This is a genomic window from Pseudarthrobacter sp. W1I19, assembly GCF_030817835.1.
GTDB lineage: Bacteria > Actinomycetota > Actinomycetes > Actinomycetales > Micrococcaceae > Arthrobacter.
This window is the reverse complement of the sequence record NZ_JAUSZR010000001.1, coordinates 1977402-2000440: the sequence shown is the minus strand read 5'-3', so window position 1 is coordinate 2000440 and position 23039 is coordinate 1977402. Positions and strand designations below refer to the sequence as shown.

The window sequence follows — 23039 nt, the reverse complement described above, 5'->3', positions numbered from 1 at the left end:
GATGGCCCCGCCGGCTTGGGCGGATTCAAAGAGCCACTGAGCTGGGCATGGGTCGGAACTTCCCGAAGCAGAACGAACCATCCAAATTCTCGCCACCGTGGGACCGCAGTGCCGTCACACGTCCACGCCATGACCGGCAGACCTGAGCACTATGCAAGGAGAACAGAAGCATGAACCCATCACTCCCACGGCGTACGCCGTCAGAACTCAATGTCGATGCGACAGGTGTGCTCGCCTTCCTCGATGGAATGGAAAAGGCTGACGGTGTTGAACCGCACAGCATCATGCTGCTGCGAGGAGGAGCCGTTATCGCTGAGGGATGGTGGGACCCATACACAGCTGAGCGGGCGCGCCTCTTGTACTCGCTTAGCAAGAGCTTCACGTCCACCGCGGCGGGCTTCGCCGTCGATGAGGGACTTATCGATCTCGACGACACAGTGATCAGCTACTTTCCAGAGTTGGATGGCGAGGTCACGGACGCCCGTGCTCGCTCGATTCTGGTGCGGCACGCCTTGGCAATGGCCGGAGGCCACCACGAGGACACGATGGAGCGGGCGCTGGCGATCGACCCAACCAACCTCGTCCGTGGTTTCTTGATGACCCCGCTCGAAAGCGATCCCGGAACGGTCTTCGCCTACAACCAGCCATCCACCTATACCGTGGCGGCCATCGTGCAGAGAGTGACTGGGAAGCGACCGAGCGAGTACTTGCGCTCACGATTGTTCGATCCGCTGGGTGTCGGCGACGTTGGGTGGCTGCAGGATGACTCCGGGCGCGAGCAGGGCTACAGCGGGATGTTCGCAGACACCGACGCCATTGCCCGCCTCGGACAACTCTATTTGCAGCGCGGTATATGGAATGGAAAGCAGATTCTCTCCACCAGTTGGATCGACCAGGCCACCACCGTCAAGGTGGCGACGTCGGCTCAGGACGACCCAGACTGGAGCAAGGGCTATGGATTCCAGTTCTGGATGGCCAGGCACGGCTACCGCGGCGACGGCGCCTACGGCCAGTTCTGCGTTGTACTGCCCGAATACGATGTCGTGCTCGCCCTCACCGGGCAGAGCATGGACATGCAGAAGGTCCTCGACCTTGCTTGGGAACACCTCCTTCCGGCCTTCAGTGGCGACGAGACATCTGCCACAGACGCATCTGCAGACGCAGCCCTCCGGCAACGACTGGCGACTGCGAGCCTTCCTCCCCTGACCAACGCCCAGGCGATCCCACCCCTAGATTCACGGTCGTACGCTGCTGCCGCCGGCAACGATCATCCGAGTCTTAATCGCATCGATATGGACACGGCAGTGAATGGGTCCCCCTGGTCGCTGACACTCGTAGACGGCGATGACCGTCTCGGCATCTTTCCCGGCATTGGAACGTGGGGCGTCGCCGGAGTTACAGCGGCCAGTGCCGGCTGGATTGCCTCAGGCGATGCAACCAGTTCGGCAGGCAGGCTTGCCGCCGACGTGATCTTCCTTGAGACTCCACATCGCCTTCACCTTGTACTCGATGCATCGACCTCTACGTTTACTGCGAAGTGGGCCACTCACCCGCTCGGTTTCATGCCGCTGCGTGCGATGAAGGTGCCCGAGACTGCACGGGCCGTGTGAGTCATCACAGGCGAGACGGCGCTGCTTGTCGAACGAGACCACAGCCACGTCTTCCGGTATTCGCAGGCCCGCCTCGGACAGCGCCTAGTAGCTGCCGAAAGACAGTCGGTCGTTCATGCACAGGAAGGCAATGAATTGTACGCCGCGATCCAGGAGCCCCCTCGCTTACTGCTTACATGCCCTTCCGCTGGGTAAGCATCCGCGCCATCACAGCATCATCGTCGAGATCGACGACAGCAACCAAGTCTTCTTTCGAGCCTTACACCCAGAAAATCCACTTCGCGGCACCCGCGACCAACCCGTACTGCAAGCCGAGCGCCGCCGACAGCGCCATTGACCGCAACCCGCGCATATAAGCATGACAGCGCCTCCCGTCGATCATGACGCGCCAGCCAAACGGACCACACAGGGGAAACGGACACCAAAAGAGCGGTCCAAGACAACCCAGGCCTGGACCGCTCAACCTTGCCCTCTTGACAAGGAACGCCTACATATCAGGTGCAGACACCCCCGTGTGGGGTGCCGAGGCCTCCCAAGGCGTTCGTCCCAAGGTTCCCCAATCGGGACTGGCTAAATCATGCTTGCCTCGCCGTCCAGCGACTAGGGACTGTCCGATAAACGGTGTGTAAGCTCCGGCCGGTTTCATTATTGAGCGATTCTCTCGAACCGGCCGGCGAAGGTAATAGCGAACGCGTTTAGCGCGGGCTTCCACCTCATCACCCAGCGTGCCCGGCCCCCGCCGGTGGGATCAAGAGATCTGGTGACGAGATAAAGGCATTTCAGGGCAGCGGTTTCGTTCGGAAAGTGCCCGCGGGCCCTCACAGCCCTCCGGTAGCGTGCGTTGATCGACTCGATCGCGTTCGTTGTGCAGATCACCCGCCGGATCTCCACGTCGTACTCCAGGAAGGGCACGAATTCAGCCCAGGAGGACTCCCAGAGCCGGACGATTGCGGGATATCGCTTGCCCCATTCGGCGGTGAACTCGGCGAACCGGTCCTTCGCCGCTTGCTCCGATGGGGCCGTGTAGACCGGTTTGAGTGCCCTGACGATGCCGTCGCGGTGTTGGCGTCCGGCGTAGCGGAAACTGTTGCGGATCAGATGCACGATGCACTGCTGCACGACCGTTCGCTCCCACGTGGTCGTGATCGCCTCCGGCAGGCCCTTGAGTCCGTCGCAGACGGCGATCAACACATCTTCCACGCCCCGGTTCTTCAGCTCGGAGAATACCTGCAGCCAGAACCGTGCACCCTCGCCACCGTCGCCGGCCCAGATCCCCAGAATCCCCGTTTCCCCGTTGGTAGTGACTCCCATGACCACGTAGAACGGGGTGTTGCGCACCTGCCCGTCACGGACCTTGACCACGACCGCGTCAACGAAGAGCACCGGATAGACCGGATCCAAAGGCCGGGCTGACCATTCGGCCAGTTCCCCGGCGACCTTCTCCGTGATGCGGCTGATGGTGTCTTTAGAGACCTTGGCTCCGTAGACCTCATCGAAGTGCGCGGCGATTTCCCCAGTGGTCAGCCCGCGGGCAGAGAGCGAGAGCACGATTTGATCGATCCCGTCCAGACGCCGTTTCCGCTTGGGCACGATCACCGGCTCGAACGAGCCGTCCCGGTCCCGGGGCACCTCGATCTCGACCGGGCCGATCTCGGTCAGCACGGTCTTTGTTCGGTGCCGTTGCGCATGTTGCCTGCGATAGGTGTCTGGCCATGCTCGTGGCCGAGGTGCTCGGTCAGTTCCGCTTCCAGCGCAGTCTCGAGCACGTTCCTCGTGAGCTGGGTCAGCAGTCCGCCGGGGCCTACCAGGCTCATGCCCTGTTCCTCGGCCTGCGCGAGCAACTGCTCCGCAAGCTCCTTCTGATCGATGATCTCTCCCGTCACAGGATCGATCATCACCTCTGTCATTGCGGTCGTGGACTCTGACACGGCCGTCTCCTTTCGGATCAGGCCGGAGCCCACACACCGTTATTCAGACAGTCCCAGCGACTAAAGTGAGCCCATCAGGACACTGTTTAGTCATGTGCAGGGGCATCAGAGCAGGTATGATGAGCGCGAGTAGCAGGAGATCAACGTGCCGGTAAGACCACAACATTGGCTGCCAGGCTTAGTTGCCGGACAGGGTCTCATCGATTCCAGTGGCGTGGCTTGCACCTTGGACTACGGCGAGATCTATCCATTCGGGTTGCTTGCACAGGTCAGCGCTCGGTTCCGAGGACCCTTGTCCCTCGAAAAGCAACGTGAAATCGGCACGCAGTCAGAGTCCTATCTGCGGAATAGGCCAGCTTCCGGACCGCAGCTGACATTGAAGCAGGAAGGCAAAGAGGGAATCCCAGGGGAGATTGTCACTCACGAGGGTCACAACGCCTTATGGACCATCACCTACTGGTTTGAGCAAACAGTCGCCCCTTCAGCCTGGTCACTGAATTTCAACTGGGCAGAGCAACGGTTGGAATGCAATTTTGCGGTCTCGTCCGAACAGTCCAGCCTCGCCTTAGACGAAGCCACAGAGTTGTGGAGTGCCGACGCAGAGGGATACTCCTCCGCATAACCTATGGGCTTGTTCGTAGTCCCCGTTGGCTTGTTCGCGCCAGTATTCGTCCCTTTGCCACAGTGAAAACCGGGTGGCCCAAGCGACGTCACACGCCTTCAGTTCGACAACAACCCCGCTCGTATTCCACCCGCCTCAGGCTCGGTCATTTGTCGTCGACGGGCAGCGCGAGAGTCTCGCCATGCTCGAGGACCTGGACTGCGTCTCGTGCGACCAGTTCGATTGCCCGTCACAACTCGCTGAGCAGCAGCCAACCCCTACACGGTCGACGGGCTGACTTAAACGAGAAACACCCTGGCGAGGTCTTAAATCCCATGCAGCAAGGACGTCGCCGGACTCATTCCCTCACGCCCGGCACGGCGTGACATGAAGGCACCAACGTTACTAATGAGATGGGTCGTTCCCGTGCCGCAAAGACGTCCGGACATGGGCCAGAACCCGCGTCATTCCGGGGTTTTTGGTACCCACCTCCGATATCGACTTGGGTGCCACGGAGCTCATGCGGTCTGGCCAGTGAATGTTAAGGCAGGGGGTGGGTCGGTTTAGGCCCGTGTTTTCCTTGTTCAGGCAAGGTTCTCTGCATTCAATAGGCCCCCTGGCACGGCGACCAAGTCGCGGGGCCGAGCTTGACCGGAGGACGATAGCGACCTTGCGAGAGACCATGGGAGAGGAGCTTGATTGACGAACGTTCAAGAACGAGGTGGGTCGGCATGGGCCAGGTCGTACGGTGCTCGCTCAACCAACCAGCGTCCGTCAGACGGACGAGCAATCGGGCGCATGGATTATCCTCCCGTGAGACGCGGGCTCGAATTCGGTCACGATTACCCGTCTCCGGCGGAGGCCGCCGTCAACAGGTGCGCCGCCAATTGTCTCCCGCGCGGTCGATGGCACGTTTCCATCGTTAGCGCGCGCCCGCAGGCTGCAATTGCTTCCGTTTTCCACATATGGGAACGCGACCTTGTCATCCGGGAGCACAAGGAGGGCCGTTGCTGGTGCGGCCGGGCCTGGCATTAACCGCCCGGTAGAGGCTGCGGCAAGGCTGGAAACCACCTGAAGCCCAAGGGAACGCAAGTTCGTGCCGGGTCCGCTGACACAGGGCGCCTGCATCGAGTAGCACCGGGGCAGGGTTCGACGTCGGCCGAGTTTGCCCACGTGCAAGAATGAAACCATGTGGACTGAAACGAGCGGCGTCATCGGTGTTGGTTACGAAGGGAAGGACATTGCGTTGTTCCTTGAGGAACTGACGGCTTGGAAAATCGGGACGGTCGTGGACGTTCGGCTGAACCCGATCTCAAGGAAAAAAGGCTTCTCAAAGAGGGCGCTGAGCGGAGCACTAGCCGAGGCCGGCGTCGGCTACAGGCACATGCCGGCGTTAGGGAATCCCAAAGACAACCGTGAAGGTTTCTGGGCTCCGGGCACTGCGGCTGCAAAGGTTGCGGGCGAGCGTTTCGAGTCTCTGCTTGACGGCGAAGTTGCTGCAGAAAAGATTATTGAGCTCACCGACCTTGCCGCGGGGCAGCGTGTGGCCGTGCTGTGCTTTGAGGCCAGTGAGCTGTGCTGCCACCGCAAATACGTTCTCGCTCGCGTAAAAGAACGCCTGGCGGCTCTAGTCGGGAGCTAACGGGCCCCTGCTGCGTAAACGCCCAAGACACCGAACGCCTGGGGTCTTTCAGCTGGTTGCCCAAGAAGAACGCCGGACCGCGGGCCGGAGCGCACAGTTGATCGAGGAATCTCTTTTGGATTGCCGCTTTGGCTGCTTCATCAGTGTCCCCCGCGTGCCTCCGCTGAAGTTCAGTGAACTCCCAATCCAGCAGACCTTGCCGGTGTCCTTTGCAAATCCTGCCAGTGCAGCGGTAGCGATAATGACCTTCAAATCGCGGCGGGGACAGGATCGATTTGTCCGTCTTGGGTCCAAAGAGTGTGTCTTGGTGCAGATGCGCTTCCATCTTGGCTTGTTGTTCCGAGGTCCACCCGTCGAAAAGTCGTAATTCCAGCTTGTCGATGTCCGCGGGAACTACTGCAGCCAGGGATGGGCCGGCCGATCCATTCAAGGCGCGGGCGTTGAGTTCGCAGGTGTTGAACGCACCGATGAGCGGATCAACGTGTGGGTGCCGTGGCTTCCAGGGCTCAAGGTGGGAGTCGATGGTCAAAGAGTCAAGGATCGGGGTGTAGCTCTCGGGTCGTCGATCTTTGGACGCTGGTGTGACCCTTAGTTTCACGATGTCGTACTTCTTGAATTTCGCGTCGGCCTCGAGATAGCGGAAGGGGATCGGGTAAAGACGAATCCATTCCGGGCCACCTTCCGCAAGTCTGAGACCTGCCACGCAAACAGTGTCACCGTGGTTAGCCGAGGGCTGTGGAGCGGCCTTGACCGTGATCAGCACTTTCGCCTCAGTGATGCCCGCTCCGAGTTCCTTTTCGTACTCAGGCCGGCCGTTGGCGAACAACCCTTCCCCGAACATCATTTCAACTGCCCCCAAAAATAACCCTCAGTCATGCGACTATCGGGACTACACCTCCGCTCCCCGCGGTCGGTGCTACTGTGCCTTGGCGTTGCATGGGCCAAGGGCTCACCCGTAGTGATCATATACAGGATCCGAAGGCCGACCTTGAAGATGGCTCCTGATGATCTGTGCGAAAATGTGGTCTGCCATCGAACCCCGGCTCCGTCAGCCATCGATTCAGCTGAATTTTCCCTGCACCTACTTCTCGGCGATGAACCGGCGCCCAAGACCACGACGCTTACCGCCGCGATGCTGCAAGTGCTATGGCTGCATCGGCATCGGCAGGCAGCCTTTTACAGACGAAATTCCCTGCATGGTTCTGAATCAATCGCTCTTCCCCCGGCAGATTCGCGTATATCTCGAGCGCGGCGGTGTCGTGGGCCCTGAACCGGGAGCGATCGGAGTCAGTCTGAATCAGATACGTGACCCCACATTCGCATTCCCTTAGGAATGCGTAGAATCTTCCCCTCATCGCTTCCCTGAGCAAGGCTGCCGGATAGGAGACGACGTGTTTCCTACACATCGCGGGGACCTTAACCTGGTCCTCCACGAGCATGCTCTGCGCCACATCAACCGCTGGACGCCATGGATGCAACTCCAAATGTTCGACCGTAGATCTGATCATCTTCCCGTCGGCGAAACGGAGGAACGATTCCTCAGTGCAGGGTTGTCCGCCCGGCCATTGCAGCGCCGCGCCGCTTGGCCATAGTTGCGGCATCTGCAGCTCGGTCGTCACATTCACTTCCAAAGCCGGCGACGTGAACCGTAGCCCCTGGATGACGAGCTGACCGAGCACGATGGTGAGAGCATGCCCTTGCGGTACATCTGGTTCCGGGCTCCCCGGCACATGTACGACCATCGGTGTCACCCGCACGCCGGAAAAACCATCTGTCCCCTACGTACTTGCCGACCCAAATCTGGCTGGCATCAAGGGGTTGCATCCGTTCCCGCTGTTCGTACAAAGCGATGTACTCGGATGGCGCAAGGCCGTATCCCTCATCGCGCTGCTTCTCACTGGATACGAGCATCGCCGTGAGGGCGGTCTTCTGCGCCCACATGGCTATCACAGCTTGATCTTCGACCGCAATCGTTCCAGGCTTACCGAGGATAAACGGAGTGAGGACACGCTGGGCGGCATTTTCCAGCTGGCTCATCCACCCGTTGTTGCAGGGTGCACAGAACTTCTTCACCTGCAGCCGATAGGGAGGCTGGTCCCCCATGTCCCGAGGCAAGCCATTCAACGCACCCGCGTGGTGCATGGCGGGGCTGAGGTCAAGACCAATCTTGCTCACCCACTGGCCAAAAACATGCTCACGGGTCAGCGGCTGCGTGGAGCCGCAGAAGGCACAGGAACTTGGCATGGGATGATTATCCAGGTGCCAGGGCTGGAGGACGGAATCGGCTCTCAGGACTTCAGTCCAGGAGCTCACCGGCTGCCAACCGTTCAGCAGTGAGACGGTGACGGTGCACCATGGAGATGTAGTCCTCGACGGCGCTAGCGCGCCAATCCGCCATACTTTCCGCCCAACTGAAAGCCACGCAGTTCGCCGCTCGCCACCAGGCCGCTACCAAGGGTTGGCCGATGTGGAGCGCCCTCGCTACCTGATCGATGGTCAGGAAGCGCGGCGACATCTTGTTCTCTTCGGGGCATGGAACCATCGTCTGTGTGGATGCGTCCCGGTTCCGGAGGCAGAAATGCAGTATGTGGATGATCTCCTTGGTTATGGTCTGGTCGCCATCGGGGACTTCCTGTCGGTGGCGCCCACTAATGTGAGTAGTGTCATTCCTTCCGCACGTGGGGGTGGCAGCACATCAGACCGTTCCTTAAGCACCGAGGACGGTCTCAAACAAGGGGACGCATGCCGCAGCACACCATCGGACTTCTCCAGGTCCGCATAGTTCACAACCAGACAGATCAGGAAGTCCACCCGTCAAATTTCGGGCCGGAGTCCAACGACCTACTGACTGAATGGGATGTGTACGTAGATGGAATCCGGAGCTCCGGAGGCGTGCGACACCGAGAGCGGTTCCTCACTGTTGAGTCCAAGAAATTGCGCGCAACCAAGCGCGAGGTGGAATGCGAGCTCGACTACGGTCACTTCGGAAACTCACGCCGCGTCCGTGACTCCAACACAGGCTCCCAGACAGGAAGTATCGCCGGCAATGAAGTGGCCAGCGATGCCCTGCGTCTGCTCCATCGTGTGCCGTTGAACGGATCCTTCAGCTATATCGCCCATGAGCAGATTGGGCGTCTGAGCTCGTCCGGTGTGCTGACCTCCGACTTCAAGAAATGGTTCGGTTCGCGTCATGACGGCTATCGCCTCGAAATTGACTATGTCGAGGATGCCGATGCATGGAATGAGTTCCTCGATGGGGCCAACCTCCGCGAATTGACGTTCGTCGCGCGCAAGCCCGCCGAAGGTAATCGAGCTGGCCGCCCGACGAAGGAACTTTATGACATCCGCCCAGACCGCCGCGGCGACGTACTTCCTCGGCGCTGGCTGGATCAGCTCCGATCAGACGGGCGCCTTCCCGCCAATCAGGTCCTAAGCGTCGCCGTGGACGAAGGGGATATTGAAGAAACCAGAGTCGTTGTCGAAAAGGACAAGCGTCGCCGGACGATTCACATCGGCGACGACTGGCCGCGGTTCGCCTGGGAAATCGAAGCCAACAGCAACGTACGGCCAGGTGATGAGTCGTTCCGGAGTGTGGCTCGCGATATCATCGGCGCTCAACTGACCCGGCTTCGCATCGATGGCTGACCAGCATGAGCAACAAGATCAACCTCATCGAAATCGCAAGAGCCCAGTTCGGCACGTTTACTGGCTATAGCCGGAAAGTTGTCGCCCGCGACATTCTTGCGTTCGTAGGACTTCCGATCGGCATCGGAGTGCTGTCAGCAGTCTGGGGTCCGGCGGTGTATTCGGTGGGCAGTCTACTGACCGGGGCGTCGGTGTTCTCCGGCTTGCTCGTTGCGCTCTTGGTCAATGTGTTCAATTTCAGCGTCAAGATCCGACGCGACGAGAAGATTCGTCCCGAGCAGCAGCTTGCCCGGACCGTTGACGAACTGATGACCAACGCGGCCTGGACTGTGATCACGGGGCTGGTTCTCGTTGTTCTCTTAGCCTCAGCCGCCGCCACGCAGAAACCAGATACAGCCCTCGAGCCGCTTTGGGTAGGCATACTCGTGGGGCTTGTCGTCCACCTCATTATGAACGTTCTCATGGTGCTCAGCCGGATCTGGACTGCGCACGAGGACATCAAGGACCTCCCGCCCAAGCGCTGAGCTGGAAGGAATGAGGCCTAGACATCCAAACGCACGTACTTTCACTGGCGGAGAAGTGTCCGCCGTCATAACGCATGGGTCTGAGCCACAATGGGTCCAACACATGGCTAGGCCGCTTCAGGCACCAGAAACGAGTGACAATGACGACCACCAATATCAACATCGCCGGCCACACTATTGCTGGGCCACTCAAAACGCTAACGGAATACAGCAGGCGGTACGCAGGCACGCTGCTCAAATACGACTTTGGCGACAAAGGCGATCCGAACATTCTCACCGCGGACGAGATTTGGACAACACGAGTTATTCACTCACGGTTCACTCGTGCGGAGCAGTCCGAATTGGAAAAGCGATCCACGAGTTGGAGGGAGAACTGGGCAGCAGTCGCGTCTACCGCCCGAATCGAAGACGCCGACCCAGCCATTGAGGAGGGACAGTACGATGCGATGCAAAAGCTCTACTCCCTCATCACAGACATTCACGGAGTGAGTTGGGCCAAAGCCTCCAAGGTTCTACACTTCAAGCGCCCGCACCTATTCCCCATCCTGGATTCACGTCTGATGGAGCTCTACCGAGCCCCGGCGCTGGCTGCGGCGAAACACTACGAACAACGCGGTTTCAAGCGCATGTATTGGGGTGCCATCCGCAACGACGTCGTCGCTAACAAAGACGCCCTCGCGAAGCTTCGGCAAGACCTGGCCAATCAGGATGCTGACATCAATAGGCTGTCGGACCTGAGCGACTTGCGCATCCTGGACATTCTCAGTTGGTCCCGCTGAGGCCTGCATTCAATAACGACAGCAGCCAAAAACAGCCCAGACACAACAGGGCCACGGGTCCGGAGCTCTGCGACGGGTGCCCTGGACCCAACAGCCGGCCGCGAAGCGGACGCCCGGAGCGGTGCGAGCCCTGCGAGCATCCAGTTGCCCAAGAGTGATAAACACTAAGCTGTTGGGCCGATCAGAATGGAAGCTCGACTATTGGGGGGATCAATGACTGCGCCGCTGTCTGCCGGAAGCCTTCATGAAGCCTGGCCATGTGCTCCCCGTCGTCAGAAGGGAGACAGAAATGGGCCTCAGAAACCTCTTTCAGCGAAAAGCTGCAACCACGGCTCCTAAAGTGAGCGCTCCCGAAGCCCCGGCGGCCCCGAATGAGCCCTTGCCGCCGGAACTCCCGGAGGATCTGCGATGCGCATGGGACGAACTCGCTGAGGCAGCCAAACATTCGAAAGTGACCAGCTTCCACGCCTGTACCCGGACAGGCCAATCCTGGGCGGAAGACCCGGCCGCCGTCAGGGCCATAGCAGCCACGCTCCGTGAATTCCCGGACACAGACAGGCGGCAGACCACATAGCAGTCTTCACGTGGAGTGCAACGGAAGTGCGAAGAGCCGAGATCCGGCCTCCTGAGACAGCCTCATGGGACCCAACCGTCAGGTGCGAACCCGGCGACCGGGTCTATTCAAGGATGATCAGTCTTATTCCTCGGGTGTTGGACGAGAGCGAACCGGTGCACGGCCAGCGGGCGGAATCGGCTCGCCGGGAGCGAAAGTCTGCTGACCTGTATCGTTCAGGTGCGGCTCCGCGCGAAGCCGTCCGTCTCCGAGATCCGTCAGTTTTGCGGAAAGGAGCGTGTTCTGGGTAGCTCCGAGTGTCAGCGTTTGGTTGCCAACTTCCACAGTCAATGCATCGATCGTCGCTAACTGGTAATGACCGTTGGTATCGATCGAGGCATCGCCGTTGATCTCGAACTCGAACGGCTTCCACGTGCCGACGATCGTCTGCCCGTCGAGAAGCTTCGCTGCCGTTAGCACGCGTTGAGCGAACTTCCCGGTAACCGTTGCCAGGTCGGGCACCACAATCGGCGTTGCCGTATGGGGTTGGAGCGCAGCGAGGGCAGTGATGTACCTCGCAACGAACGGTGGGAGCGGTGCTTCAACTTCCGGGGTGTCATGGAGGTCCTGGAACGGTCCGTATTTGCCCGCGATTTGGAGCCTGTTCGGCTGCGAGAGATTTGCGACAAACTCGACTGCGTCGGCGACCTCTGTTACTTCCCGGCCCGCTGTGTCACTGAACGAGAACTCGATCTTGCCGGACCGATCGTTTGCATCGAAATGCCCTTCGATCGACACTGTGCCGGAGGTGTCATGTCCTTTGACATATACGCCTGCGCCGTCCAGTCCCCTGGTGGATGTCACCGCGAACCGGAGTTCGGCAACCGCCGTCCCCTCCGGAGAGACAATCCGATATCGAGTCTCGCCCTTTGCCCCACCACCAGCAGCTGAAATGCTCGCGGTCGCGTTTTCGAAAGAACCCCCGAGCCCTCCCGGAAGGTCTGAGTCGACGGCGACGTCGGCTGTCAACGGCTTGCCGTACTTGCGCCATTCCTCGAATGCCTGTTGCTCGGCACTACCCGGTTCAAATTGAAACCTCACCTTGATCGGGATCGGCCGCTCGTTCACGGCCTCCGCGAACCGTTCATAGATGCGGAACGTGATGCACGTGCCGTCAGGCGCAATATCCTGAGCTGCTGCTAGGAGCCCCGGTTCATGATGCAGCTGCGGCGCTGCCGGGTCGACGCTGACCCCGTACCGGAAGTGGGGGTCACCGTCCAGCACGCGGCTCAATCGGCCAAGATGTTCACGTAGTTCTCCGGGTTCGATTATCGATGAGCTGGCCGCATCGGTGCCCGCATCGGGCAGGGTTACGTCGCGCTGGAGTATCTTCGCGACCTCAGCCACAGCGCTCTTGATTCGCTCGCTTCCACCGTGGAGGTAGTAGTCCGCTACGAACCAGAACTTGCTTGCAAGGTTTTCGCAGTAGGTTAAGCCCTTCCACTCGATGATCCGCCCAGGTGCCCGACGCCAAGCCTGAATCTTCGCAATCTCCTCCGCTGATAGCGCAAGCTTCTCATCGACGGACATCCGAGCGATAACAGCGTCGGGCATCTCCGCGAACCAGTCGAGTGCGTTCTCAATGGTCGGGTCAAGAGGCATAACTAAGTACCAGTCAGCAAGAGCAATATCACGGCGCAGCAGTCCCACCAATACACGCTGAAGTGAGTCCTCGATTTGACTCTTTTGATTAGAACTCAAGTTCGTGGCGAACTTCTTGATCTGATACACATCCGAGGACGAACTACTTTCAGCGTGCGGGACGAGTACGTCAATACCGAAGTCGCCCCGCGACGGGCGAATGCGTGATGCCCTCGGATGCTCGTTGAATATGAGCATCGAGACGACGGTCTCGACTTCATCACCGCTCAGTGCTGTCCACTCGATACGCGCCATCCATGGCCTCCTTGCGCCAACAAGGCTTCACACTCGACGAATTCGCCGAGTGGGTGATTCTCTGCCTCCGACCCTACCGGGCGTCGCCCGTCCACCTGTTCACGCAACGATTCGCTGGGAACTAGTTGAACTGGATGCTCCCGGGCGTCCAATCGACAACCTTTGCCGTTGCGACCGAGTCGTCCGTCCCGGGCAAGAGCCGGAATGTGTCCCCGGATTTTAGCGTTGCGGGATCGACGCCTGGTTCAAGCTGAACCGAATGTGTAGTACTGGCGAGGGGATGATCGATCGTGTAGGTCCGGTTCCCCAAGGTGAAGACCGGTGTCTCCACCTGCACTATGGTCCCGCGACCGGCGATAGCGTCGATGACTACGGTCCTAATGGATTCTGCCTCGGTATCGTCCTCTGGAACCTGGAACCTGAGTTCCGTCCAGCTCCAGCTATGAGGAATGCCGTCATAGATGGTTGCAAGGAGCGCGAGGTGCCGGAACTGACCATCGGTGATCTCGTCGATCGATGGCATGACAAATGCGGGAGCTGTGCGAACTTGCAGCGAAGTGAGGTGGCGAGCGACAGGAAGGTACAGGGCATCCAGTGCCGTGGGTAAAACGGTGCCATGCGCTCGAAGAAGCGGATCCCCGGTGGCAGTCTCCACTGAGATGACGTCGCTTTCGTGGATACCAACCAGCATCTCGAGCTCGTCGCAGACGGTCTCTGGATCACGTCCGTCAACGTTTCCCATCCCAGCCTTCGCTTCTGTGCCTTCCCCTTGTTTGAAACGAAGCTCGAAGTTGAGCGTACGTTCCGGTGTGTCGAGGACTAGCCGCAGCCAGCCTGTTTGTGTACCAACTGTTTGCGAGGCGACGACCAATGCCATCCGGAATCGACGCTGGCCGTTGCTCGCAACGCATCGCAGATAGAGCTGGGGCGCATCGACACGCCGTTTCTCGATGATGGACACGACCGACTCCACCGGCTCGGCGTGAGCAAATGGTCCACCAGTTGTTGTTGTCCTCACCCGCACGTCCTGGAACGGAGTACCCCACTCTTCCCATGCCCGTACTGCATCGTACTCGGGTGTCCCGGGAGTCGTCAGAAACTCGACATCCATGCTGATGGGGTCAATCTCAGCAGCGTTTGGCGTGCGCGGCACAACGGATTCGTATTTCCAGCGGGAATCTCCGAGGTAGGTCATATGGTGAAAAACCGCGGGGTCATCATCGAACGGCAAGGGGATTTCCTGGCTGTTGGCTACTGTTCGGGTACCGTGCTCGATCCGGTAGTTGTCGTGGATTGTGTCGCGGAGGGCATCAACGGCATCCTGCCGGGCCTCTATGGCATCGAGCATCTTCACCGACTCGCCTCTTTCGACCGGCGAGGACGCGAGCATGGCCTTCTGGCTAACGAACTGTTCCAACACCGCTTCGCCGTAAGTGAACCGATTCATGGTCTCGGGATAGCGGTCTGCCAGACCCGCGATGAAGGCATCACTGTCCCACTGGCAAAGGAACCCCGCTTCCATAGTGAGCTCTTCGAGCTGAGCGACGCGCTCCTCGGTAGGTGTCCACGGCGTGACCAGATGGTAGCGGACAATTCGCTGTTCACCCGGTGTGACATGAACGTCCACGAAACGTTTCCAAGACTCTTTGACATGGCGGAACCGCTTGTCTGTCATCGCTGTGGTGAAGCCTTTGACCTGCCAAACCTCGAGCCCATCAGCTGTTAGGCGGAGAATGTCAATCCCGCCATCACCTTGTGAAGGCTTAGTCTGCCGCACGTCGTTGTATTCACGACGAAGGAGCGTTGCAATAAGCGACTCGATGGAGTCACCACTTCGCTGCTGAATCAGCGGCCAGTCGTAAGTAGGCACGATCTAAGCCTACGAACCAGATCGGAGATCCGCCGATCGGCGCGCTGGATTCCCGGTTCGGCTTGGGGCCACGCGTTTGCGAAACGACCACACGCAAGCGTTTAGCCTTCCATTTGGTCGTCCTAGGCCTGATGCCTGCGAACTACGCTCCGTACACTTACACAGTGACTGGTGACTATTCCTGGGTAGATTTCGTCTCTCTCTCCATCTCTGTGGCTTCGCTCGGCGTCACACTAGCCATATTTCACATAGGCCGTCAGTTGTCCTTCCGCCAGCAACGTGAACGAGTCCGTGAACTGGAGAGCAAGGCGTGGGACGTCCTGAAGCCGATCCGCACTGAAGGTTTGAACAGCAAAATCATCGTAATGAACGCGGCGCTGTACGAACGCGGGTATGACGGCAGCAACAAGGTGACCTGGCGCGGCGGGATGTTTTCAAGCTCGGAACTAATCGAGATCGTTCACAACGGAGTGGAAGTCATCCTGTCCGGAATAGAGAGCTACTACGACGACCGAGGGCACCGCACTCTCACGAGAACAGATCGTCCCGCCCCGAACGTGGCCCAAATTGGTCATATCCCATGGAAATGGATAGAAGACATCGCGCCAGAGGGGGACGAGTACGACGGCTCGGCGATCTTCTTCGTGCGCCACTTAGCACCTGGCCGACGGCCCTGCGACTACATCACCTACCGCGAAGGGAAGCCCGAGCCGTTCGGTCCGAATGACCGCGATTACTACCATCCCGTCTCCGAACTTGGTGTGACCAAACCCCGGATCCGTGACTGGTTAGGGTTCTACGCATCATTGCGACAGCTCAAAAGGATCCAACGGCTGAGCAGGCAATTCTCACGCTCTACCAAATAACGCATTCATTGACGACTGAGTCGATCATTGGTTCTGGACGTTGTTATGAAGCCATGGACCGACTCCGATTGGACATTCCCTTGCCACAGCACCCTAAGCCGCTCAGCGTTTTACAGTCCCAAGTCTTGAAATGGGTCAATGACGGCTCTCCGGGTGGCATCTTCGAAGGCTACTCACATCGGATATCGGCCCGAGCCTTGGCGGACGATCGATACATCACCATTACCGGCAAGGGGCCGACCTGGACCGCCAAAATTACCCAGCTGGGTGTGGAACTCCTCGAGGGTATCGATGACTCCGATAGCAACAACCACACCCACGAATCTGAAGCGGGCAAATTTATACAGAAGCTCACTGCCGCTGACGGCGTCCTTGAGGTGGAGGGCGGATATTCGCACCGCGCAGCCAACGATGCCCTGATCCGTGACGTCATGAAGTCAGCTCTGCGCCCGAAAGGCTACAAGCTCGAGATAACGAGCGCCGGGTCGTGGCAGAGCCCAAAGTACGAGGCACGGTGGGCGCGTCATTTCCCCGATGATGTCGACGAGCGTCCGGTCCCGATTCCGGACTCGGTGGGCAAATATCACCCGGTCGCCAAAGCGTTCCGCGACGGCACGAAGGGGGTGTCGAAGGAGCACGTCGCGCGTGCAGCCAAACTGCTGCACGCGCTGGCCACGGAAGGTACTGCTCGCGGCTACGAGGTCACGCTGCCGTCGAGCCACAAACGCACCAACTCCCGCGGCACCACAACTCTCGATGGCGACGTCGCCATCACGGTCGGCTCAACCACCGTGCCATTGGTAATGCGGGAGCTCCCCCCGAACGGCGGATCCGCAAGGCCATACATCCCCAAATACAACTCCCGCAACCAGTCCTGGACGCTGGTCATCAACCCCGATTTCGTATCCACGGCGAGGCTCCAACTGGAGTTGACACAAAAATACTCAACCAACGGTCGCCGAGAACGGTTTCGCGACGGCAAGCGACAGCAACTCGACAGCGCCCTGCCGGCCATCCTTCGCGAGATCGAAATTCAGCATCTGGAAAACGAGTGGAAGCGCGAGCAAGCACGCCTCAAGGAGGAAGAAAAGCAGCGGCGATGGGAAGCAGCCATGGCGCGCGCTCGTATACGGATCCAGGACCACCACAAGGCCCAGCAGCTGAAGATTCAGGCGGACGCTTGGGCAGAAGCCGGCATGCTGCGCAAGTACGTGGCTGCACTGGAGGCGAGAGTGTCCTCAGAACGGGATGTAGAGCTGGTCAATCGCGGGATTGCCTGGCTGGCATGGGCCCGCGACTACATCGACGCCAAGGATCCCCTGCTCCGCCCCATCGAGGTTCCCGTCCTGGCAGACTATCGCGATGAAGACCTTGTGCCGTTTCTCGACGGCTGGAGCCCACACGGACCGCATGGGATCAGGTAGAAGCATATAGCTTTGAGCATGCGATGACTTCTGCCAATTCCCGGCCCTTCCAGGGCACTACGCGAGTCCAACAAAACAAGGACTGGTTCGCATAGCCTAGGGCTTACGACAATTGGGGGAACCAGTGAATTCAAGTCCAGCCTTCGGTGTTATTGGTGTGCTGTACGCGATCTTGACGATCGCGCTGGCCGGACTGGCGGCATACGCCCTGGTCCTCATCATCGTGTTCCTCCGGCTGCGGATCGCTGAGCTGAAGCAGGCTTGACGGTCCAAGGACGACCCCCTGCGGTGATGACACTGGCAAGCAAATGACCCAGACGAAGCGCACCGCGCCCGATACTGAGTGGGTGCTGATGTACCGGCAAGGCATTCCCACGCCGAAAATCGCCGCGGTCGCCGGCGTCGCTGAAACCACGGTCAGATACCACCTGGCCATTGCCGCCAAGCTGGATCCCCGCATCAGGGCTGAGCATCAGGCGGCGCTTCCCGCCGCACTCCCGCGTCTGACAGCAGCTGGCCAGCGGAATTTGGAAGACGTCATCGCTTTCTACAACACCGGAGGCAGGTTGCCAATCTTCAGCCACTCGGCCCGCGAAAAGGCACTGGCGGTCTGGCTGCATCGACGCCGTAAGGACGCAGCGCAGGGCACCCTCTCCCCTGCCTACGCTGACGCCCTGGACGTGATCCCTGACTGGCGGAAACCATCGGCAAAACAGGCTGACGACGAAGCGCGCTGGACGCAGCGGCTGGCTGAGGTCGCCTCGTACCGGGCCGCTGACAACGATTGGCCCCGGCATAACAAAACAAACGACCAGTCAGAACGGGTACTGGGCGTGTGGCTGCACGTCCAGCGCATCAACGACCGCGCTGGCAAGCTGGATCCGGCAAAAAAGACCAAGCTTGACGAGATAATCCCGGGATGGCGGCAGGGCAGGGCCAGACGAGGTGCGAACAGCCGACCAGGAAGTGCTGACTCGCGTGTAACCAAGTTGTCTCACAAGCCATTCTGACTCGAAGATCCTGAGTTCTTCGGGAGTGGCCCTGAGAAGATACTCCAGGGCTAGGCTGGCGGGACATGGACGGATTGGGAGGATCCAGTGAAGCTCAGAACCGGGCTGGTCCTGGCTGTGATCCTGGTTCTTGGAGTCACCGGGCATTTTCTGGTCCGGTCCGCCGAGGACAGAGTCACTGCCAACATGCTCTCGCGTGTAGAGCGTTTCGCGATTCCCTTGAACTGGCAGGTGGAGGCCGAGACTGTCCGGCCGGAGCGGTTCCTTTGCATCAGTACCAACCCGTGCCCCAGCTTCTACCGGCGATGGAACACGGGCAAAGAGCTCACCGCCGCAGAGGTATCAGAGGTTGTCTCCAAGGTTGGCTTTGAGATGAAAACGAGCCAGATCTGCCAGCGGCAGTCAAACGCCATCGGCCCCACAACCGCCTGCAATTCCAAAGGAACAGACGGCGAATACGACTACCTCCTGAACGTCACCAGCCCGGACCTGAACGAACCCCAGGTCGCTACCCTGATCATCAGGCCGCACCAGTAAACGGCTACTGGCTGTCCTGTTCCCCGTCGTCCGGGAGATCCCCAGCGGCAATGTGTGAGGCTGTGCGCCGGTACGCTTCGGCGATGTAGTCTTCCAGATCCTGGAGGCCGATGCGCCACAGCCCCCTCCCGCCGACCTGAATTGCGCGCACCTCTCCACTGCTGATCAGGCCCCGGATGAGGCTCGACTTCACGTTGAGCTCTTCGGCTGCCTGCTCGACTGTCAGGAAGCGGCGCTTTGTGGGTTCGTCTGTCACCGGTTCATCCTATGTGCGGCTCCCGGCCGATACTGACTAGTCCTTGCCGGTGGCCGCGAACCCGGATGACCCCGACGACCCCGCCCAGAGCGAGCGGGAATGCCACTAGGGCGGCCAGGTGACGCATCAGATTGTAGGGGTTCACCCAAGCCGCCCAGCCCACGAGGATCCCCGGCAGTGCCACGCACACCGTCACCCATACGGGATTGCCGCGGAGGTGCGACCAGGCACCGGCCGCGAGGGAGAGTGCGCAGCCGGCCAGGATGTAGCGACTACCGATCCAGACCTCTTCCTGCTCGGCCGGACTTGGCAACCAGATATGCCAGTTGGCGCGCGCGATCCCGTAGCCAATCAGGACCATCGAGGCGAGGACGAGCAGGATCCAGGCGATGGTGCCAGTCCATCGTGGGCGGGCACTGCGGGCATCCCGGTCAGCGAACTGTCGCATGCGGGAGCCGGCTATCCAGCCATCGCGAGATCGTTTCGCATCTGCAATTATCCGAGGCGCTCGAACACCATCGTTGCCTGGATGCGGTCACCGCCGCCAATCATTCCCTTGCTCCCGCTGCTCGCGGTGGTGATGGTGTGGAGTCGGTAGCCCTTCGCGGCCTGATCGTTGATGGCCTTCTCCAGGGAGGTCAGGTTGCCTGAACCTGTTCCCCACAGTTTCTCTTTGAGGATCACCTGTAGGACGACGTACTGCATAACGCTGCTTCCTCCCCCTTGCTGGTCAACTGGCAGCAATGCTACGGGATGGGTCGGGACCGCTCCTCGGGCGCGGGCGATGGGGCCGTGCTCCTGGCGTCGTCAGCCAAATCTAAAAGCCTTGCAAACCAGTGCGGTGAGATCCTGTCTCCCGTACGATGAACGCGTCTCATCACTCTGGTTTTTGGGGGAATCTTGAGGTATCCGAAATACCCGCAGAAGCATCTGCCACGCGTCTTCGACACTTCGTTCGACTACAAGACGGACACACCAAGGACCAAACCCGACCCGGATGGTGGCAGTCAGTTGCTCCGGTGGGACCACGAACTGCTGTGGAGCAAGGAACTGCCGTCCGGAGATGTTTTCGCCCCGAAGGTGACAACCAGACAGCGCGAGTACCTCATCTTCACGGACGCCAATACAGACAGGTATTGCTACGGCAGCGACGCTATCACCAGCTCCTACACCAAATGGGAGAAGAAGAAGAGGCCGAGGTCCAGGGCCCTGGCCGACGCCATAACGGGCCTGGATGATGAGCAGCGGGCTCGTTACCTCAACCCGCCTTACACCATCGGCAGTGCGATGATCTGGCCGGTCCGAGCTAGGGACTACTGGACCATGAACAGGGCACGAGGGGCGCGCCTGCTCATCGCTGACCGCATGGACCTCACCCTCGAATGCATTCGGCGTCACTACACAGGAGAACCAGACAGCCCCCTCGCCGATGTCACCACCGCCTACAAGGACTTTTTCGAACTCTTCGGGCAGCGGGAGCAAGGGTTCAAGGAGTTCGTGGACTTCTTCCACTTTCAAGACCTCATAGAGCCCGGCTCCGACTACCAGGAAATCGAGTACTTCCTGAAGCCAAACAAGTTCAAGCGTTCCGGAACACCGGCCACAACCCACGAGTACATCGAATACAGGGAGAACGTGCTGGCGTTCATCGAAAAACGGAGCGAGCGGATGGCAAAGTGGGTCACGAAACACCACTCCGAGATTGGGGTTCGCCATTCAGACTGACTACCCAGCGACGTCCCAGGGTCAGTCAGGGTCATAGTCCGCGCATTGAAGCCATAGGGGACTTCATGGAACTACAAGCCATCCTGAAAGAAGAGAATGTCGGGGCCGCAGCCGAGTACTTTGCACAATCCTCGGCAAGTAACGCGTAGCACTGCAAGCGAAGAGAAGCCGCAGGATTTTCGAGTACTGGATACTCATGACTCCGTAGTGCGGTGAGGTGGACACTGGGACTGGTCCAACATAGGTGGGGGAAAATGACAGACGGAATCCGGCGACGGCCCCGCCACTACGCCCGTGAGCGCGCCGTCGGAGTCGTCAAGTACCTTGTCTTCGTTCTACCCCGCCTGATGTTCTGGGTTGCGGTCAAATTCCTGGCCATCGGGCTATGGCACGCTACCAAGCTGGTCGTCCCAAAGATCAGGCCCTTTCACGCTGAACCCTCGGCAACGGACGCTCCGGCAACAGCATCCGAACCTCAAGTGGACCCCGCGATCGAAGAACTCCGCGCCCGGAAGCGCCGTAGGCATGCCGAAGGAGTCGATGACTGGGATCACGAATTGGAGCAACTTCTTGAGTCTGCATGGGTACAGCCGGCTACGGATACCGATGAGACGCCACAGCAACCGTCCATACAGGCGGCACCGAACCAGGATCCCTTAGGTGAAGTCGGCGAAGAAACGGCCGATGTGCGACGCGAGCTGCTATCCCGCTTCCATGCAGACCTCGTCAAGGTGCACGAGCGCTTATTAAACGACGTCAAGGTGCAGGAGGCTAGGGTGGCCAAGTCGCGCGAGGACGCCGCTCATCTCCTCGAAATAGATCCGCGCACAATGTGGGCGTGGGCTGAATATCTGAAGAGCCCCCATAACGTGCCAGTTGACAGATCTGACGCATGGCAGATCCTCGCGGCCATTCGTTCCGGAGAGCATGTCGAAATATTCGCCCCTGCAGTCGTCACCTCTGGCTTCCCCAAGCGGCGCAAGGGGGCTCTCCCGCGTAAAGCAAGATTCGCTGCCAGGACGTTTGACTCCTGGATCGTGACTGGCCTGGGGCAGCAAGCCGATGTCTTGCAGGGTCCAAAGTGGACTTTGAGGGTGAGCGGGGAAAAGGCGGAATATGCGGTGGAGACTTATTTCAGTTTCCCCGACGGCCGGGACCTTGTCGCTTATACAGACGAACTTGCATCCGAGCGGTTCGACACTGAGGGCTTCGGCGAATCAATACTGCGGCTGCCTAACAGCTCCTTGGCACCGCTTCCGCCCCAGCTCGGAGCATCAGAGCAAATTCCATCCCCGGAGTCCGGTTGGCCGGCCCGGCTCCTCGGCGACTGGCACAGCGCCGAAGATGTGGCCCTCTGGCACATGTCAGGACCGCTCGGGTTCTTCGGTGCCCGACTCACCGGCGGCGTGTCGGACCGCGGCATCGACGTCGAACATCCTGAGGCCGTGGCCCAGGTGAAAATGCAGGCGAATCCTGTCGGTTCACCACAAATACGCCAACTGCGCGGGACACGGCCCCAGCTCAGAAATCATGTCTTCTACTCGACGTCAGGCTTCACACGAGCGGCGATCGAAGAAGCTGCGGAGACAAGTGTCGCCCTGTTCAAAATCGACGATTCGGCCGAAGTCCACCCGTACGGTTCTCACGCGAAACGTCTCCTCCTCGAAGGCGTCCAGCACCAAGGAGGCGACGACGCCGTCGTTGCAGAGTACGTCAGCTCCGTCGTTGAACGTATCCGAAAGACAAACATCAACTACGGCAGCGCTGAAGCATGGTTGGCACTCCGCGAAACCGACGGTGCGAATTATACGAGGATTACGAGTGCTGAACATACGAGGATCAAGAGGGCTGAAAGCTACCTCAAAGGGGCCGTAGCCGCAGTGAGGCGGCACCCTAAAATCGGAGTTGATCCTCACAAAGCCGTCATCAGCCACTACCGCAATGCCGACCTGAGGGCTGCTTTCTTTTGCCAGATCCTCGTTCTGCCCTATCCCGGGGACGAACCGCTGCGCCGCGCTGCGCCTCCCACTGCAGCCGACTTCTACTGATCTAAAACCCCGATCGGCACCTGCGCACAAACCGCCCTCGGCCTTTTGGAAGCGCTATATGCGGC

The 23039-nt window shown here is 59.7% G+C and carries 18 protein-coding genes and 1 pseudogene; 12 read left to right on the top strand and 7 right to left on the bottom strand.

All coding sequences use genetic code 11. The features are described 5' to 3' along the window. Positions 1 to 170: 170 nt before the first annotated feature. A complete protein-coding gene (locus QF038_RS09475) occupies positions 171 to 1610 on the top strand; it encodes a serine hydrolase (protein ID WP_307609912.1) in 1440 nt (479 codons plus the stop codon). A 645-nt stretch (positions 1611 to 2255) separates the two neighbouring features. Here QF038_RS09475 and QF038_RS09470 read toward each other — a convergent pair. Continuing rightward, a pseudogene (locus tag QF038_RS09470) lies at positions 2256 to 3505 on the bottom strand (IS256 family transposase). 1823 nt (positions 3506 to 5328) lie between these two features. Here QF038_RS09470 and QF038_RS09465 point away from each other — a divergent pair. Beyond that, on the top strand, positions 5329 to 5781 hold the full coding sequence (locus QF038_RS09465) for a DUF488 family protein (RefSeq protein WP_307609911.1): 453 nt from the start codon (positions 5329 to 5331) through the stop codon (positions 5779 to 5781). Between the two features lie 1121 nt (positions 5782 to 6902). On the opposite strand, the gene QF038_RS09460 is transcribed toward QF038_RS09465, so the two are convergent. Then, on the bottom strand, positions 6903 to 7400 hold the full coding sequence (locus QF038_RS09460) for a hypothetical protein (RefSeq protein ID WP_307609910.1): 498 nt from the start codon (positions 7398 to 7400) through the stop codon (positions 6903 to 6905). 1123 nt (positions 7401 to 8523) lie between these two features. Here QF038_RS09460 and QF038_RS09455 point away from each other — a divergent pair. The 3 genes from QF038_RS09455 to QF038_RS09445 all read left to right on the top strand — a co-directional run bounded on the left by QF038_RS09455 (position 8524) and on the right by QF038_RS09445 (position 10729). Next, positions 8524 to 9426 (top strand): hypothetical protein, encoded by a 903-nt coding sequence (locus tag QF038_RS09455; RefSeq protein WP_307609909.1) that lies wholly within the window; start codon positions 8524 to 8526, stop codon positions 9424 to 9426. A gap of 5 nt (positions 9427 to 9431) precedes the next feature. Continuing rightward, positions 9432 to 9950, top strand: a complete 519-nt coding sequence (locus tag QF038_RS09450; protein ID WP_307609908.1) for a hypothetical protein — start codon at positions 9432 to 9434, stop codon at positions 9948 to 9950. Positions 9951 to 10090: 140 nt separating this feature from the next. Beyond that, entirely contained in the window at positions 10091 to 10729 is a 639-nt protein-coding gene (locus tag QF038_RS09445; RefSeq protein ID WP_307609907.1) for a DUF6308 family protein, read from the top strand. Between the two features lie 697 nt (positions 10730 to 11426). On the opposite strand, the gene QF038_RS09440 is transcribed toward QF038_RS09445, so the two are convergent. Further along, positions 11427 to 13238 carry a hypothetical protein gene (locus QF038_RS09440; protein ID WP_307609906.1) on the bottom strand — a complete coding sequence of 604 codons (1812 nt, stop codon included), beginning with the start codon at positions 13236 to 13238 and terminating at the stop codon, positions 11427 to 11429. Positions 13239 to 13359: 121 nt separating this feature from the next. Next, complete coding sequence (locus QF038_RS09435) at positions 13360 to 15108, bottom strand: hypothetical protein (protein WP_307609905.1); 1749 nt, start codon at positions 15106 to 15108, stop codon at positions 13360 to 13362. A 164-nt stretch (positions 15109 to 15272) separates the two neighbouring features. Here QF038_RS09435 and QF038_RS09430 point away from each other — a divergent pair, with 164 nt between their 5' ends. From QF038_RS09430 to QF038_RS09410, 5 genes are all read left to right on the top strand, one after another. Next, on the top strand, positions 15273 to 15974 hold the full coding sequence (locus QF038_RS09430) for a hypothetical protein (protein WP_307609904.1): 702 nt from the start codon (positions 15273 to 15275) through the stop codon (positions 15972 to 15974). A gap of 125 nt (positions 15975 to 16099) precedes the next feature. Then, entirely contained in the window at positions 16100 to 17398 is a 1299-nt protein-coding gene (locus QF038_RS09425) for a hypothetical protein (RefSeq protein ID WP_307609902.1), read from the top strand. A 124-nt stretch (positions 17399 to 17522) separates the two neighbouring features. Next, complete coding sequence (locus QF038_RS09420; protein ID WP_307609901.1) at positions 17523 to 17663, top strand: hypothetical protein; 141 nt, start codon at positions 17523 to 17525, stop codon at positions 17661 to 17663. 43 nt (positions 17664 to 17706) lie between these two features. Continuing rightward, positions 17707 to 18408, top strand: a complete 702-nt coding sequence (locus tag QF038_RS09415; RefSeq protein WP_307609900.1) for a helicase associated domain-containing protein — start codon at positions 17707 to 17709, stop codon at positions 18406 to 18408. 87 nt (positions 18409 to 18495) lie between these two features. Then, entirely contained in the window at positions 18496 to 18945 is a 450-nt protein-coding gene (locus QF038_RS09410; protein ID WP_307609899.1) for a hypothetical protein, read from the top strand. A gap of 4 nt (positions 18946 to 18949) precedes the next feature. On the opposite strand, the gene QF038_RS09405 is transcribed toward QF038_RS09410, so the two are convergent. The 3 genes from QF038_RS09405 to QF038_RS09395 are packed head-to-tail and all read right to left on the bottom strand — an operon-like array spanning position 18950 to position 19906. Then, positions 18950 to 19201, bottom strand: a complete 252-nt coding sequence (locus QF038_RS09405) for a helix-turn-helix domain-containing protein (protein WP_307609898.1) — start codon at positions 19199 to 19201, stop codon at positions 18950 to 18952. A 4-nt stretch (positions 19202 to 19205) separates the two neighbouring features. Next, the gene (locus tag QF038_RS09400; protein WP_307609897.1) at positions 19206 to 19649 is read right to left on the bottom strand and encodes a hypothetical protein; all 444 of its coding nucleotides are present in this window, start codon (positions 19647 to 19649) and stop codon (positions 19206 to 19208) included. A 47-nt stretch (positions 19650 to 19696) separates the two neighbouring features. Continuing rightward, on the bottom strand, positions 19697 to 19906 hold the full coding sequence (locus tag QF038_RS09395) for a DUF4177 domain-containing protein (RefSeq protein ID WP_306905780.1): 210 nt from the start codon (positions 19904 to 19906) through the stop codon (positions 19697 to 19699). A gap of 195 nt (positions 19907 to 20101) precedes the next feature. On the opposite strand from QF038_RS09395, the gene QF038_RS09390 reads away from it, so the two are divergent. After that, a complete protein-coding gene (locus QF038_RS09390; protein WP_307609896.1) occupies positions 20102 to 20926 on the top strand; it encodes a hypothetical protein in 825 nt (274 codons plus the stop codon). Positions 20927 to 21180: 254 nt separating this feature from the next. Next, positions 21181 to 22974, top strand: a complete 1794-nt coding sequence (locus QF038_RS09385) for a restriction endonuclease (protein ID WP_307609895.1) — start codon at positions 21181 to 21183, stop codon at positions 22972 to 22974. Positions 22975 to 23039: the final 65 nt, after the last annotated feature.

Coding starts and splice junctions, on each gene's coding strand:
- QF038_RS09475 (WP_307609912.1), top strand. CDS start 171: ATGAACCCATCACTCCCACGGCGTACGCCGTCAGAACTCAATGTCGAT.
- QF038_RS09465 (WP_307609911.1), top strand. CDS start 5,329: ATGTGGACTGAAACGAGCGGCGTCATCGGTGTTGGTTACGAAGGGAAG.
- QF038_RS09455 (WP_307609909.1), top strand. CDS start 8,524: ATGCCGCAGCACACCATCGGACTTCTCCAGGTCCGCATAGTTCACAAC.
- QF038_RS09450 (WP_307609908.1), top strand. CDS start 9,432: ATGAGCAACAAGATCAACCTCATCGAAATCGCAAGAGCCCAGTTCGGC.
- QF038_RS09445 (WP_307609907.1), top strand. CDS start 10,091: ATGACGACCACCAATATCAACATCGCCGGCCACACTATTGCTGGGCCA.
- QF038_RS09440 (WP_307609906.1), bottom strand. CDS start 13,238: ATGGCGCGTATCGAGTGGACAGCACTGAGCGGTGATGAAGTCGAGACC.
- QF038_RS09415 (WP_307609900.1), top strand. CDS start 17,707: ATGACCCAGACGAAGCGCACCGCGCCCGATACTGAGTGGGTGCTGATG.
- QF038_RS09400 (WP_307609897.1), bottom strand. CDS start 19,649: ATGCGACAGTTCGCTGACCGGGATGCCCGCAGTGCCCGCCCACGATGG.
- QF038_RS09395 (WP_306905780.1), bottom strand. CDS start 19,906: ATGCAGTACGTCGTCCTACAGGTGATCCTCAAAGAGAAACTGTGGGGA.
- QF038_RS09385 (WP_307609895.1), top strand. CDS start 21,181: ATGACAGACGGAATCCGGCGACGGCCCCGCCACTACGCCCGTGAGCGC.